The organism is Streptomyces albus subsp. albus (assembly GCF_000719865.1).
Lineage (GTDB): Bacteria > Actinomycetota > Actinomycetes > Streptomycetales > Streptomycetaceae > Streptomyces > Streptomyces albus_E.
Map to the genome: position 1 here is coordinate 42,293 of NZ_JOID01000023.1, position 14,558 is coordinate 56,850.

Sequence of the window (14,558 nt, forward strand, 5' to 3'; positions counted from 1 at the left end):
GGAACCGGTGGGCGGGCCCGCCCCGCGCACGGGCCCGTGCGTTTCCGCCCGGTGCGCGGGCCTGTCACACGGGGGTGCGCACCGCCAGGACGGCCATGTCGTCGTGCCCGTCGCCGGGGTGCTCGTCGGCCAGGGTCCGGCAGAGCTCGTCCAGCGGCGCGGCGGCGTGGGCGGCGGCGAGCCGGGCGAGGGCGTCGAGGCCCTGGTCGATGGGGTGGTCGCGGTGCTCGACCAGTCCGTCGGTGAAGAGGATCACCGTGGCGCCGGGCGGGAGTGGGTACGCGTGGTCGGGACGCGGCAGCAGGGCGTCCACCCCGAGCGGCAGGCCCGGCTCGCCGGGCAGGAGGTGGGGCGTCCCGTCCCCGTCCAGGACCAGCGGCGGGGGGTGGCCCGCCGTGGACCAGTGCAGCGTCCAGGGCCCCGTCCCGCCGGGTGCCGGTTCGATCCGGGCCAGGCAGGCGGTGGTCACGGGGTTCTCCGTGATGGCGTGCAGGGTGTGGTCGAGCTGGGTGAGGACCCGGCTCGGCGGGGTCCAGCGGTCGTACAGCAGGGCGCGGAGCATGTTGCGGGTCTGCGCCATGGCGGCCGCGGCGATGAGGTCGTGGCCGACGACGTCACCGATGACCATGGCGCAGGAGCCGTCCGGCAGCAGCAGCGCGTCGTACCAGTCGCCGCCGACCTGCCCCGGGTCCAGGGCCTGCTCGGTGGAGGTCCGGTAGACCGCGGCGCCCGTGAACGGGGTCAGATCGGGGAGCCGGGGGAGGAGCAGGCGCTGGAACCGCTCGGCGGTGCCGCGGGTCCGCTCGAAGAGGCGGGCGTTCTCGATGGCGACACCGGCCGCTCCGGCCAGGGCGACGACCACCGCCTCGTCGTGGTCGTCGAAGGACCGGCCGTCGCGCCGGTCGCAGAGGTAGAGGTTGCCGTAGATCTGGCCCCGGACGCTGATGGCCACCCCGAGCAGGGTGCGCATCGGCGGATGCCCGGCGGGGAAGCCGACGGACTCCGGATGGCCCGGGATGTCCTCCACCCGCAGCGGCTCGGGGTGGTGGATGAGATGCCCCAGCAACCCGCGGCCGTGCGGGAGTTCGACCCCTTCCAGGGCGCGGTACTCCGCCTCGTCCAGGCCGAGCGTGATGAACTCCGACAGGCCCTCGGCCTTCTCGTCCAGCACGCCCAGAGCGCCGTAGCGCGCGCCGACGAGCTCCATGGCGGTGGTGACGATCCGCCGCAGGACGACGGGGAGGTCCAGCTCGCGGCTGACGTCGAGGACCGCGTCCAGGAGACCCCGGAGGCGGTTCTGCGCCTCGGCGAGCTGCCGGAGCTGCTCGGTGATCCGGTGGATGTCCTCCGGCTGCTGGGGGAGCCCGGGGGCGGGCTGGTTCACGTGGTCCATGGGTCCGGTGCTCCCGGTCGCGCGTCGGCTGCCGTCGCTCCCGCACGCGGCCCCGAACGGGCCCGCGGCGGACTCGACGGGGTCATTGGATCACGAGTATGCCCATGTCACGCGAGGCGTCCGCACGGGGCCCGCCCGCCGGCCGCCCGTACACCCTCGCCCGACCGGGCCGCGTCTGTCCGGGCTCGCGCGGTCCGGACCTCGTCTGTCCTGGCTCCCGAGGTCCGGGATCCCGTCTGTCCGCGCCCGTCCGCGCCCGTCCCGTCCGGCCCGCCTCGGTGTCAGTCCGTCTCGATGCGGCGGCCGGACAGCCGCTCGGGTTCGATGAGCACCCAGAAATCCCGCACACCGCCCGCCCAGGGCTCCGAATGGGTGAGTTCCACCAGGCGGCCGACGAGGTCCGGGTCCGTGACGTGCTGGGCCCGTCCGACGAGGAGCACGCTCCAGCCGCGGCTCATGGCCTCGTCGACGGCGTCGACCTCGAAGGCGACGCGGTGGCCCGCCGCCCGCGCGGGCACGCTCCCGGGCGTCGTGCGGTAGCCGAGCCGGCCGTGGTCGACCACGTAGTTGATCGGGATGATGGCGGGGTCGTCGGCCAGGAACAGCCCGACGCGCCCCACGCCGCGCGAGGAGAGCAGGGTCCAGCACTCCTCGGCGCCGAGAGGCTCCAGGTGGGGGTGCGCCGCGGCCCTGCCCCGGCCGGGCGGTCTCTCCGCGCCGACACCGCGCAGCGCGTCGGCGGACGTCCCGAGCGCGCCGGCCAGTCTGACGAGGCCGGGTGCGCTGGGATCGGCGGAGTGCTCCTCCAGATACGCCAGATAACCCGGCGCCATACCGGCCCGGGCCGCGGCCTCCTCGCGGCTGAGCCCGAGCCGCTCGCGCTGGAGGGTGATGCGGCGCCCGATGTCACCGGGCTCCGGGGTCCGGTGGGCCTTAGCGTTCTCCGACACGGCCACGCTTCCTTCCTTCACGGCTCGGGGTCCCCGTCGCCAGGTCCCGCGTCACCAGGTTGGCCCGGTACGCCGCCGCTCGCCTGTCCGGGACGGCCGCCCGGCGCGGGCGCCGTGTGTCCGGGGACCGCCGCCCGTCGTGGTCGACCGGGACGATGACGGGTCGCACGGCCGGGAACGGCCCGGCGCGCCCCACGCCGCGACCGGTCCGGACGCGGCGTGCCGCTCCGTGCGGCACGCGGTGGGCCAGGCCCGCTGTGGGTCCGGCCTGCTCTGGGTCCGGCCCGCGGTGAGTTCTGCCCCGCTCTGGGCCCGGTCCGCGGTGGGTCCGGGCCGCCGCGCGGGGGCCGCGTCCGCCGGCCGTGGTGCCGGCCGGCGGACGCGGCCGAGGGAGCCGGGTCCGCCCGGTGCCCCGGGGGCGTGTGCGGCGGTGGCGCCGCCGGGCACCGGGCGGACCCGCGGGGTCAGGCCGTCCGGCCCTCGGCGGGTGCCGCCGCGGCGCGCGGGCCGTCCCCCTCCGCTCCGCCGCGCCACGGCGGCGGAGCGGCCGAACGGCGCGCGGTCTGCCGGCTGTCGAGGGCCCGCTCCACCTGGCGGCGCAGCCGGTCCTGCAGGCGGTCGGTGGCCTCCTGGCTGGTGGCCTCCCGGGCGTGGGCGACCACGAGGTCCGGGCCGATCCGCAGTTCGGCCGCCGCGGTCCAGGGGTGCTCGGCGTGGTGGGCGTTCGCCCTGGCGATCCGCACCCCGCCGGTCACGGGAGGCAGCCCCTGCCGGTCCAGCACCGCGCCGATCTTCGCCCGGAGGTACTCCAGCACCCCCTCGTCGACCTTGCCCTCGGCCCGCACCCGCACGGCCTCGGTGCCGCGGACTCCGGTTTCCCTGGCTGTCATTCGGACCACTCCCTCGTCGCTCTTCCTGACGACTTCAGTCTTCAGCCGGGGCCGCACCGGACCCAGGGCCCATCGGCCCCGCCCGGAGGGCCGTGAGACCTGCCGCTGATCACGTTCGTCCCGGTCCCGCGGGGCCGTACGGGCCGCCTTCCGGCCGGCACGGGAACGGGGACCGGAGCGGGTGTGGACGCGCTCGGCCGACGACCCGCCGGCTGTGCTCCGGCACGGGCGGGCGGCCGTGCCGGGCCGGAACCGCCGGAACGTGCCAGGCCGGACCGTGCCCGTGCCCTTGCCGGACTGTGCCGCGCCCTTCCGGTCCGAGCCGTGCCGGGCCGGTTCCTGCCTGGCTGTGCTGAGCCCGGGCCGTGCTGGCCGTTCCGGCTGGACTTGCCGGGCCGTGCTGTGCCGGACCGCGTCGGGCTGTGCCGTGCCGGCCGGACTGGACGGGCGGTGCTGTGCCGGACCGCGCCGGGCGGCGGCCGGCCGTGCCGGGCCCGCCGGGGCGGCACCGATGGGGTGGTGCCGCCCCCGGAACTGTCCGGTGCCGCCCCGGAACGTCCGGTGCCGCCCCGCAACCGTCACTCCTCGCGGACGACCGCCACGGGGCAGCCGGCGTGCTGGGTGGCGGCCTGGCTGACCGAGCCGAGCAGCAGCCCGGCGAAGCCGCCGCGGCCCCGCGCGCCGACGACCAGCAGCCGGGCCTCCTCACTCGCCTCCACCAGGGCCTCCCGGGCACGCCCCCGCACCAGCCGGTGCTCGACCGGCACGTCGGGGTACCGATCGCGCCAGCCGGCCAGCGACTCGGCCAGCAGCCGCTCCTCGTCGGCCTTGAGCATGCCGGGCTCGTAGGCGTACGGGGCCGACTTGTCCTCGGGCGGCGGCACCGGCACGCTCCACTCCGACCAGGCGTGCAGGGCGACCACCCCCGTCTCCTGGGCCGCCGCCGCCTCGAAGGCGAAGCCGATCGCCGCCTCGCCCGCCGGGGAGCCGTCGACGCCGACGAGCACCGGTCCGGTGCCGTCCGTCCGGCCGCGGACCACCAGCACCGGGCAGTGGCCGTGCGCCGCCAGCTGCCCCGCTACCGAGCCGATCAGCAGCCGGGCGAAACCGCCCAGGCCCCGGCTGCCGACCACCACCAGGGCGGCCTCGCGGGACCGCTCCTCCAGGACGGTGAGCGCCTCGCCGGTGACGACCTCGCCCGAGATCTCCGCGTCCGGGGCGGTCGCCCGGGCCCGTTCCTCGGCCTCGGCCACGATCCGGTTCGCCTCGTACCGCAGGTCGCCCTCGACCGCCCCCAGCGGCATGTGCGTCGAGGGCCAGACGAAGGCGTGCACCACCCGCAGCGGGCGGTTGCGGTACCCCGCCTCGCGGGCCGCGACCTCGACAGCCTCCAGACCGGACGGTGATCCGTCCACGCCCACCACCACAGGACCGTTCCTCGCCATCACCGGTCACCTCTCCACTCGCATCGTCCCCGGGCCGGTTACGGAAACCGGGGGACCTCCGCCGGGCCGGACGGCCGTGCCGCTCCGGCGGGCCGGAGGCGGCGCGACGCGGGCCGGACGCCGTGCCCTCGTCACCGGGCAGGTGTCCCGGTCTCCTCCCAGCACACCACCGCCGGTGCCCGGACAGCAGGGCCCGGCGGGCCACTTGGCGGGGCCCACCGGCCCTGACGTGTGGCGGACGGACCCGCGGTCCCGCGGTCCCGCGGTCCCGCGCCGACGGGGCCGCCGGCCCGGCTCCGCGCCGGGAACGCACGGCAGCGGGGAGCCGGGCCGACGGCCCCCGGACGGCCGTTGCGGACGCACGGCCGGGCGGCGCCGGACGTACAGCCGGGCACCGTACGGCAGTTGTCTCGTAACGACACATCACATGGCGAGGCGTCCGGTACCGGGGCATCACGTGACACGACGTCCGCCGCCGCCCCACACCGCCGCCGCTCCGGCCCCCGCGGACCGGCCGCTCGGTGGTCCGCGGGGGGATCGAGGCGGGTCCGTACGGACCCGTGAGCCGGAGCCCGCCCGGCCCCGCGCCTGCCCGCGCCTGCCCGCGCCGTGCGGGGCCACTCTCCACGATGCGGCCCCGCCTCCCCGGCGGCAACCGCGCGGGTGAACCGGGCAGCGGGCCCGACGGCCGGTGCCGCGCAAGGGCCCACCGGCCCCGCCCGTACCCCGCGGGCCCTGTTGCAGGGCCCGGGCGTTGCGGGAAGGCTGCGAGCATGGTGAGGGATGAGGAGGCTCCGGTGGCGGCACCGCCCGCGGCCGGTCTGTCCGCGGGGGAGGCCGCCGCGCGGCTGGAGCGGTACGGTCCGAACATCGTCAGCGCGGCCCGCCCCACGCCGCTGTGGCACCGGATCGCCGCGCAGTTGCGCGATCCGCTGATCCTGGTCCTGCTGGTGGCCATCGCGCTGACCGTCGCGACCGGCGACTACCTCGACACTGCGATCATCTCCTTCGTCGTCGTGGTCAACTCGGCCGTGGGCGTGGTCCAGGAGGTCCGCGCGGAGCGGGCCGTCATGGCGCTGCGCGCGCTGAGCGCGCCCGGCGCCCGGGTGGTGCGGGGCGGCGAGGAGCGCCATGTGCCGTCCTCGGAGGTGGTGCCGGGGGATCTGGTGCTGCTCGGCGAGGGCGACATCGTGCCCGCCGACGGGGAGCTGCTGGAGGAGGCCGCGCTGCTCGTCGACGAGTCCTCGCTGACGGGCGAGGCGGAGCCGGTGGGCAAGCCGCTGCCCGCGGACGGGGAGCCGCGGCCCGTCGTGTCGGCGGGCACCGTCGTCGTCCGGGGCCGGGCCCGCTTCGTCGTCACCGCGACCGGCGCGGACAGCGCCACCGGCCGGATCGCGGCGCTGATGACGACGAGGCCCTCGGCGACGCCGCTGCAGCGACGGCTCGCCGCGTTCGGCCGGGTCCTGGCCGCCGTCGCCGTGGCGCTCTGCCTCGTGGTGCTGGTCATCGGGCTGCTGCGGGGGCAGGACGCGGAGCTGATGGCGGTCACGGCGATCAGCCTGGTGGTCGCCGCCGTGCCCGAGTCGCTGCCGGCCGTGGTCACGCTCGGGCTGGCGCTGGGCGCCCGGCGCATGGCGGAGCGCAACGCGATCGTGCGGCGGCTGCCGGCCGTGGAGACCCTGGGCTCGGTCACCGTCATCGCCACCGACAAGACCGGCACCCTGACCGAGGGCCGGATGTCGGCCCAGCGGCTGTGGACCCGGCACGGCACGGCCGCGGTCTCGGGCACCGGCTACGCCCCCGAGGGGCGGGTGGAGCGCGCGGACACCGAACTGCGGCCGGACACGGCACCGGACGTCACGGAGCTGCTCACCGCCGCCGTGCTCTGCAACGACGCCGCGCTCCAGGCCCCCGACGAGCAGGACGGCCGGGGCGCGGAGGGCCGGGGCGACGAGGCCCGTTCGAGCGCCCAGGGGGACGAGGCCGACTGGCACGCCCTGGGCGACCCGACGGAGGCCGCCCTGCTCACCGCCGGGGCCCGGCTGGGCCTCGACCGGGAGGCGCTGGCCCGGCAGTGGCCCCGGACGGAGGAGATCCCGTTCACCAGCGACCGGGCGCGGATGACCACCGTCCACCGCCGCCCCGGCGGCGGGCTGCGCGTCATCTGCAAGGGCGCGCCCGAGGTGGTGCTCGTCCCTGAGGTGCTGGCCGACGGCGCCGGGGCGCTCGCCGAGGCCGCGGAGGCCGCCGGGGAGCTGGCCGCGGAGGGCTACCGGGTGCTGGCCGTCGCCGTAGCGGACCGTGCGGAACCGCCGGAGGACGGCGAGGACTGGGAGTCCGGGCTGAATCTGCTGGGGCTCATCGGCATCCTCGACCCGCCGCGGGAGGCGGCGGCCGTGACCGTGGCGGCCTGCCGCCGGGCCGGGATCATCCCGGTCCTCATCACCGGCGACCACCCGCTGACGGCCGGGGTGGTGGCGCGGCGCCTCGGCATCGTGGAGGCCGGGGAGGAGGCGGAGGAGGTGACCACCGGAGACCGCATCCGCGACGGCTCCGCCGGCGACCTCACCAAGCCGCGGGTCTTCGCCCGCACCAGCCCCGAGCAGAAGCTCGACATCGTGCAGGCCTGGCGCGGTGCCGGGCACGTCGTCGCCATGACGGGCGACGGCGTCAACGACGGGCCGGCGCTGCACCGCGCCGACATCGGTGTCGCCATGGGCCGCCGCGGTACCGAGGTGGCCCGGCAGGCCGCGGACCTGGTGCTGGCCGACGACGATCTCGGTACCGTGGTCGCCGCCGTCGAGGAGGGCCGCCGCGTCTACGCCAACGTGCGGCGGTTCCTGCTGTACGGGCTGGCCGGCGGCACGGCGGAGATCCTGGTGATGCTGACCGGCCCGCTCCTCGGCATGCCGCTGCCGCTGCTGCCCGCCCAGATCCTCTGGATCAACCTGCTGACCCACGGCCTTCCGGGCGTGGCCCTCGGCGCCGAGCCGGTGGCCCCCGACACCATGCGGCAGCCGCCGAGGCCGCCGGAGGAGAGCGTGCTCGGCGCGGGACTGTGGCCGCGCATCCTCGCCATGGGCCTGGTGATCACCGCGGCCTCGCTGGGAGCCGGCGTCTGGGCCCACGAGACCGGACGGCCGTGGCAGACCATGATCTTCCTGGTGCTGGGCGCCACCCAGCTCGGGGTGGGCCTGGCCTCGCGGGCGCGGCCGGGCACCTTCACCAACCCGTTCCTGCTCGTCGGGATCGCCGTCGCGCTGGCGCTGCAGATCGCGGGCGTCTATCTGCCGCCGCTGCAGAAGCTGCTCGGCACGGAGGCGCTGAGCGCGGGTGACCTGGCCATCGGCTGCGCCCTCTCGGCGGTCGGCTACGCCGCGATGCGCCTGCAGACGCGGCTGTCGGCCGGCGGGGAGCGGGCGGCCGGCCCGGGGGCCCCGAACGCCCCTTCGGCTTCCGGAACTCCGGGGACGTCCGGGGCCACGGAGAGCCGGGCACGGGCGGGCCGCTGAGCCGGAGGCCCGGCCGGGCACGCCGCACGAGAGGCGCGTGCCGGGCGGGCGGTGCCCGCGCCGTGCCGGCCCCGTCAGATGTCGGGGCCCTCGCGGACCGGCCCCGCGTCGTCGTGGGCGAGGTGCTCGCGCACGTCCACGACACCGTCCACGCTCCGGCACAGCCGGACGAGGACGGGCACCAGCCGCCGGGACGCCACCGCGCCCTCCAGCCGGACCTGCCCGTCCGTCACCTCGACCGTCACCTCCCGGGCGGCGTCCCCGAAGGTCTCCGCCAGGAGGTCCCGGCGGATCTCCTCGCGGATCGCCTCGTCCGTGCGGAGGAAGACCCGCAGCAGGTCGCGGCGGCTGACGATGCCCAGCAGCCGGTCGGCCGCGTCCACGACGGGCAGCCGCTTGACCCCGTGGATCTCCATCAGCCGGGCGGCCTCCACGACCGTCCACTCCGGGCGGACGCACACGGCCGGCGCCGACATGATCTCCTCGGCCCGGGCCCCCTCGGCCTTGGCGCGCTCCCAGGCCTCCAGGTGCGGCATGGGGGAAGGACCGTCCCCGGTCTCCGGCCGGTCGGTGGCCTTCCGCAGCAGGTCGTTCTCGGAGACGACGCCGATGGGGCGGCCCGTGGCGTCGACGACCGGCACGGCCGCGACCCCGTGGGCGGCCAGGAGCCCGGCGAGTTCCTTGAACGAGGTGTCCGGCCGGGCGGACACGACGTCCCGGGTCATCAATTCTCCGACCGTGCGATGGCGCACCGTCCCGCTCCTCTCGCGCGTCCGCCCGTCCCCTCCGGGGCCGGGGCCCGGTACCAGAACAGCACCGCGCCGCACCGTCCGCCAGCGGGACGCCGCCGGCGGGACCGGCCCGGGGACGTCACTGGACGGCCGAGCGGATCTCCTGCTCGGTGGCGGTGTGGGAGACGAGGAAGAGGATGTCCCCCGGCCGCAGCGGCAGATCACGGGTGGGGAACACGGGTTCGCCCTCGCGGATGACGGCGGCGACGAGCGTGCCGGCGGGCAGCCGCAGGTCGTCGATCCGGCGGCCGTCCGCGCGGGAACCGGCGGAGACGAGGGTCTCGACGACACCCACCCCCGTCTGCCCCAGCCGGAGCAGGGACACGGTGTCCACCGCGCCGGCGACCTCCTCGACCAGGGCGACCAGCGGCATGTCGGCGGGCACCGCGATGTCCACGCCCCAGTGCTCGTCGAACAGCCAGGTGTTCTCGGGGTCGTTGACCCGGGCGGCGACCCGGGGGACGGCGAACCGGTTCTTGGCGAGATGGCTGATGACGAGGTTGTCCTCGTCCCGGTCGGTGGCGGCGATGAGGACGTCGGCGGTGTGGACCCCGGCGTGCTCGAGCACGGCCGGCTCGCACGCGTCTCCCAGGACGACGCCGGGGCCCGCCCCGTCCGCCGGGCCGGCCGGCCGGCGTTCGTCGAGGTCGACGAGGGTGACGTCGTGCTCGGTGGCGAGGACGCGCGCGATCCGCCCGCCCATCCGGCCGGCGCCCGCGATGATCGCTCTCATGTTCCGAGCTCCTTGCCGAGGAAGCCGCGCAGCGTGCCGAGGGCGGTGGCGGCGACGGCGAACGTGACGATGTCGGACGGTTCCGCCGCGGTGTTGTGCGCCGGGACGAGGGAGTGGCCGCCCCGGGTCACCTCCACGACCCGGATCTCCCCGTCCACGTCGAACTCCGCCAGCCGCCGCCCCGTGAGGTAGCCGGGCAGCTCGGAGCGGACGAGCAGCGTCTCCCCGTTGCCGAAGGTCAGTTCGGGGTCGAGGTGGCGGTGGAGCAGGGTGCGGTGGATCTGCTGGACGGTCCACCGGACACCGGCCACCGTGGGAATGCCGAAAGCCCGGTAGAGCTCCTTGCGGCGCGGGTCGTGGATGCGGGCGACGACCATGGGGACCCGGTAGGTCTCCTTGGCCGTGCGGGCGGCGACGAGATTGCGGTTGTCGCCGGAGGTCAGGGCCACGAACGCGTCGGCGTGCTCGATCCCGGCGGCCTCCAGGGCGGGGCGGCCGAAGCCGCTGCCGGTGTGGAAGGCGCCGGAGAAGCCGGCCGGCAGCAGCCGCCGGGCCGCGGGCAGCGGATCGATGATCCGTACGTCGTGGCCCTCGGCGGCGAGCTGGGCGGCGAGGGTGGAACCCGTCCGCCCGCAGCCCGCGATGATCACTCTCATCGGTCCTCTTCTCTTCCTGGAGTCCGGGCGGTGGCCACCCCGCCGTCCGCCGGCTCGCGGCGTCCGGCCGGCCCGCCGCCGTCCGCGCGCCCGCCGCCCCGGGCGGCCCGCTCGCCGCTCTCCGGACGGCGGCGACGCAGCCACGCCTTGCGGAGCTCGTCGGCGGCCAGCGGCAGCACCCCGAGCCCGGTCAGCACCGCCCAGTCGGCCGCCGCGAGCGGTGCGGTGTTGAACACCCCCTGGAGCACGGGCACATAGCTGACGCAGGCCATCAGGGCGATGCCGACGGCACCGGCGCCCAGCAGCCACGGATTGGAGAACAGGCCCGCCCGGAGCAGGCTCTGCCGGTCGGTGCGCACGGCCAGGCCCACGAAGAACTGGCTGAGCACGATGCCCGCCTGCACCATCGTCACCGCCTCCCGGTACACCGGGTGGTCCTCGGTGAACTCGGCGAACGGGATGCCGGAGGCGTGGATGTGCCAGAAGAAGACACCGGTCACGCCCAGCGCCTGGATGCCGCCGAGGAAGAGGATCCGGCGCATCACCACCAGCGAGAACAGGCGTTCCCGGCGGGCGCGCGGCGGCCGGTCCATGACGTCGGACTCCGGCGGCTCCGCCCCGAGCGCCAGGGCCGGCAGCACGTCCGAGCCGAGGTCGATGGCCAGGATCTGCACCGCGCTGATCGGGACGAGCGGGAAGCCGGTGAACGTCGCCGCGACGATGGGGCCCAGCTCGCCGATGTTGCTGCTGAAGACGTAGACCAGGAACTTGCGGATGTTCTGGTAGACGGAGCGGCCCAGCCGCACGGCGGTCGCGATGGAGGCGAAGGAGTCGTCCAGCAGCACCATGACCGCGGCCTCCCGGGCCACGTCGGTGCCGGATGCGCCCATCGCCACCCCGATGTCGGCGTGCTTCAGCGCCGGGGCGTCGTTCGCGCCGTCGCCGGTGACGGCCACGACCTCGCCGCGCCGCCGAAGGGCGGTCACGGCCCGCGTCTTGTGCTCGGGGCTGACCCGGCACAGCAGCAGCTCCGGCACGCCGGCCATCAGCTCGTCCAGCGCCGCGTCGCCGAGGGCGTCCAGCCGCTTGCCGGTGACGACGACCGGCTCGCGCCCGCGGACGATCCCCACCTTGCGCGCCACGGCCTCCGCGGTGAGCGGATGGTCGCCGGTCGCCATGACGATGCGGATGCCCGCTCGTCGGCAGGCGTCCACGGCCTCGCTGACCTCGGGCCGTGGCGGGTCGAGCATGCCGGTGAGGCCGAGCAGGGTCAGCCCGGACTCGGCGGTGTCGCGGTCCTCGCCGGGCCCCTCCGCCCGCCGGACGGCGACCGCGAGGACCCGCAGCCCCTGAGCGGCCAGCTCGTCGTTGACGGCGACGACACCGGCCCGGGACTCCTCGGTGAGCGGCAGCGCCCCGTCCGCCCGGCCGATGTGCGTACAGCGGGCCAGCAACTCCTGCGGGGCCCCCTTGGCGTGGACGAGGAAGCCGCCGCCCGGCGCGCGGTGCACGGTGCTCATGAGCTTGCGGCCCGGGTCGAACGGATGCTCCGCGACCCGCGGGGAGGCGGCCTCCTCGGCGGCCGGATCGAGCCCGGCCTTGGCCGCCGCCACGAGCAGCGCCCCCTCGGTGGTGTCGCCGAGCACCCGCCAGTTCCCGTCCCGCCCGCCCCGCCCGCGGCCGCCCCCGGTACCTCCTCCGTCTCCGCCGCCACCCGGCGGCACGAGCTTGGCGTTGCAGCAGAGCGCCGCCACCCGCAGCAGCTCCCGTACCTGCGGCGCCGGGTCCGCCACCTCTCCCTCCGGGGCGTAGCCGACGCCGGACACCGGGTGGAGCGCCCCGTCGGCCCACACCCGGGTGACGGTCATCTCCGCCTGCGTCAGCGTCCCGGTCTTGTCGGTCAGCACCACGGTGGTCGAGCCCAGCGCCTCCACCGCCAGCAGCCGCTTCACCAGGGCGTTGCGGCGGGCCATCCGCCGCACGCCGATCGCCAGCGACACCGAGAGCGTCGCGGGCAGCCCCTCCGGGACGAGGGCCACCATCACCCCGAGGGCGAAGACGAAGGCCTCGACCGTGTCGTCGCCGGGGAGCCGGACGGCGAACAGCAGCGCGCCGATGGCCAGCGCGGTCCCCGCCACGCGCCGCGCCATGGCCGCGACCTGGAGTTGCAGCGGGGTCCGCTGCCGGGACGCGGAGGCGGTCAGCCGGTAGATGCGGCCGAACTCGGTGGCCGCCCCGGTCGCGAACACCACGGCCTTCCCCGCGCCGGCCACCGTGTCGGTACCCATGAAGACGCAGTTGCGCGCGTCCGTCAGCGGACCGGGGACCGCCATCGGGGCGCTGTCACGGCGCACCGGATCGCTCTCCCCGGTCAGCGACGCGTTGTTGACGGACAGCTCGTGCGCCTCGACGAGCCGGCAGTCCGCGGGTACGGCGTCACCGGCCTCCAGCACCACCACGTCCCCCGGGACCAGCTCCTGCGCCGGCAGCTCCTGCCGTCTGCCGTCCCGCAGGACCCCGCAGACGTGCGGAACCATGGCCTGCAGCGACTCCGCCGTGCGCTCCGCCGAGTACTCCTGGGTGAAGCCGATGACGGCGTTGAGCGCCACCACGCACAGGATGGCCACGGCCAGCTGGAGCCGGCCCGCGTCCCGGGGCTCGCTCAGCCAGTAGGCGAGGAAGGTGATCGCCGACGCGATGAGCAGGACGACGGCGAAGAGGTCGGTGAGCTGCGCCAGCGCCTGCCGCCCCAGGCCCGCCCGGGCCGCGCGCGGCAGCTCGTTGGCGCCGTACCGGGCCCGGCGCTCCTCGGCGGCGGCCGGGGAGAGGCCCCGCGGGGAGGAGTCCAGGGCGTCGTAGACCTCGGCGGGCGGCAGGGCCTCCAGGGCGGGGCCGGCCGCCTCCGGGGCGCCCGGGGCGCCGTCACCACCCGGGGAGATGCTGCGGGCTTTCGCGGTCATCGCTCAGGCCCGGTGGACGGCCCGGCGGACGGCCCGGTGGACGCGGACCCCGGCGCGGACCGGGGCCGCCGCCGCTTCGCCCGCGCGGGGGTCCGGCCGGGTGCCGGGGAAGCGCGGGGGGCTCGGCCGGGTGCCGGGGAAGGGAGCCATGACCATCCTCCAGGGAGTGACGGGAGGCGCTGCTGTGCCTCGCCCCCCTTCGTACCCCGTTCCACCGGCCGCCGGGAGTGGCCCGGCCGGTTCTGCCTCGGTTGGCGGAGCCGCGCACGCCGGGACGCGCCGGACGCGGCGGGGGGCCGGCGGCGGTGGACCCGGCCGGGGAGGGCAGGACCGGTGAGAGAAGTGTGCTGACCGGCGCGGTTCCGGGTCGCTGCCCGGGGCGGCGGGTAGCGTGCCTCTTCCGTCGAACGCGGCCCGTCCGGTTCCGCGTTCAACTGCCCTCCCACGGAACGGTAATGAGCCGTCCGGCGAGGGGTAGGCCCATCCAGAAGCGGAACCGGAAGGTGGCGATCATGACTTCTGCGGCACGGGGACCGGCCGCGCTCCTGGCAGCCGCGGCTCTCCTGTTCGCGGCCGCGTGCGGTTCCGGCGACGACGGCGGGGACGAGAAGACCACGACGCCGTCGACCGCCACCGGGACGGCGGACACCACAACCCCGGAGCGGACGCCCTCCTCCGCCTCCCCGAGCCCGACGGCGACCGCCCCGGACGACCCGGACCGGGCGGAGGACGAGGTCAGGAAGGCCTGGCGGGGCTTTTTCGACCCGGACCTGGCGGTGGAGAAGAAGGCCGCTCTTGTCGAGGACGGCGTGCAGTACGAGCTGATGATCCAGGGGTTCGCCGAGGACAAGCGGGCCCGCGACCTGCGGGTGCGCGTCGAGTCCGTGGACTTCACCTCCGAGCGGGCCGCCGAGGTCGGCTACACCCTCCTGAGCGGCGGCGAGCCGGTCCGGCCGGAGAAGGAGGGGGAGTCCGTCCGGCAGGACGGCGACTGGAAGATCTCGTTCCGGACCCTCTGCGACCTCGCCGACCAGGGTGCCGACGTCCCCAAGGCCGTGGCCTGCTGACACTTGCCGTGAGCAGCCGTGAGCAGCCGTGAGCAGCCGTGAGCAGCCGTGAGCAGCCGTGAGCAGCCGTGAGCAGCCGTGAGCAGCCGTGAGCTGCTGCGGCTGCCGGGCCGCCCGAGGCCCCGCTCGCCCCCCGCGCCCCGAGTCCCGCGCACGCCCCC

At 76.4% G+C, this 14,558-nt stretch carries 10 protein-coding genes; 2 read left to right on the plus strand and 8 right to left on the minus strand.

All coding sequences use genetic code 11. From position 1 onward, the window contains the following. Positions 1 to 64: 64 nt before the first annotated feature. From IF83_RS0122555 to IF83_RS0122570, 4 genes are all read right to left on the minus strand, one after another. Positions 65 to 1,393 (minus strand): PP2C family protein-serine/threonine phosphatase, encoded by a 1,329-nt coding sequence (locus IF83_RS0122555; protein ID WP_051723171.1) that lies wholly within the window; start codon positions 1,391 to 1,393, stop codon positions 65 to 67. 281 nt (positions 1,394 to 1,674) lie between these two features. Continuing rightward, complete coding sequence (locus tag IF83_RS0122560) at positions 1,675 to 2,343, minus strand: helix-turn-helix domain-containing protein (protein WP_244177174.1); 669 nt, start codon at positions 2,341 to 2,343, stop codon at positions 1,675 to 1,677. Between the two features lie 464 nt (positions 2,344 to 2,807). Then, a complete protein-coding gene (locus tag IF83_RS0122565) occupies positions 2,808 to 3,233 on the minus strand; it encodes a hypothetical protein (RefSeq protein WP_030546977.1) in 426 nt (141 codons plus the stop codon). Between the two features lie 578 nt (positions 3,234 to 3,811). Beyond that, positions 3,812 to 4,678, minus strand: a complete 867-nt coding sequence (locus IF83_RS0122570) for a universal stress protein (RefSeq protein WP_030546978.1) — start codon at positions 4,676 to 4,678, stop codon at positions 3,812 to 3,814. A 773-nt stretch (positions 4,679 to 5,451) separates the two neighbouring features. Here IF83_RS0122570 and IF83_RS0122575 point away from each other — a divergent pair. After that, positions 5,452 to 8,190 (plus strand): cation-translocating P-type ATPase, encoded by a 2,739-nt coding sequence (locus IF83_RS0122575; protein ID WP_078843752.1) that lies wholly within the window; start codon positions 5,452 to 5,454, stop codon positions 8,188 to 8,190. A gap of 74 nt (positions 8,191 to 8,264) precedes the next feature. Here IF83_RS0122575 and IF83_RS0122580 read toward each other — a convergent pair whose 3' ends face one another. The 4 genes from IF83_RS0122580 to IF83_RS0122595 form a co-directional block, all read right to left on the minus strand. After that, positions 8,265 to 8,942: a CBS domain-containing protein gene (locus IF83_RS0122580; RefSeq protein WP_030546982.1), complete on the minus strand. Its 678-nt coding sequence runs from the start codon at positions 8,940 to 8,942 to the stop codon at positions 8,265 to 8,267. A gap of 118 nt (positions 8,943 to 9,060) precedes the next feature. Next, positions 9,061 to 9,714, minus strand: a complete 654-nt coding sequence (locus tag IF83_RS0122585; RefSeq protein ID WP_030546984.1) for a potassium channel family protein — start codon at positions 9,712 to 9,714, stop codon at positions 9,061 to 9,063. Further along, a complete protein-coding gene (locus IF83_RS0122590; RefSeq protein ID WP_030546986.1) occupies positions 9,711 to 10,370 on the minus strand; it encodes a potassium channel family protein in 660 nt (219 codons plus the stop codon). Before IF83_RS0122590 ends, IF83_RS0122585 begins: the two co-directional genes overlap by 4 nt. Then, the gene (locus IF83_RS0122595) at positions 10,367 to 13,330 is read right to left on the minus strand and encodes a cation-translocating P-type ATPase (RefSeq protein WP_078843753.1); all 2,964 of its coding nucleotides are present in this window, start codon (positions 13,328 to 13,330) and stop codon (positions 10,367 to 10,369) included. The genes IF83_RS0122590 and IF83_RS0122595 overlap by 4 nt, the downstream gene beginning before the upstream one ends. A 512-nt stretch (positions 13,331 to 13,842) precedes the next feature. Here IF83_RS0122595 and IF83_RS33855 point away from each other — a divergent pair. After that, on the plus strand, positions 13,843 to 14,397 hold the full coding sequence (locus IF83_RS33855) for a hypothetical protein (RefSeq protein ID WP_051723174.1): 555 nt from the start codon (positions 13,843 to 13,845) through the stop codon (positions 14,395 to 14,397). Positions 14,398 to 14,558: the final 161 nt, after the last annotated feature.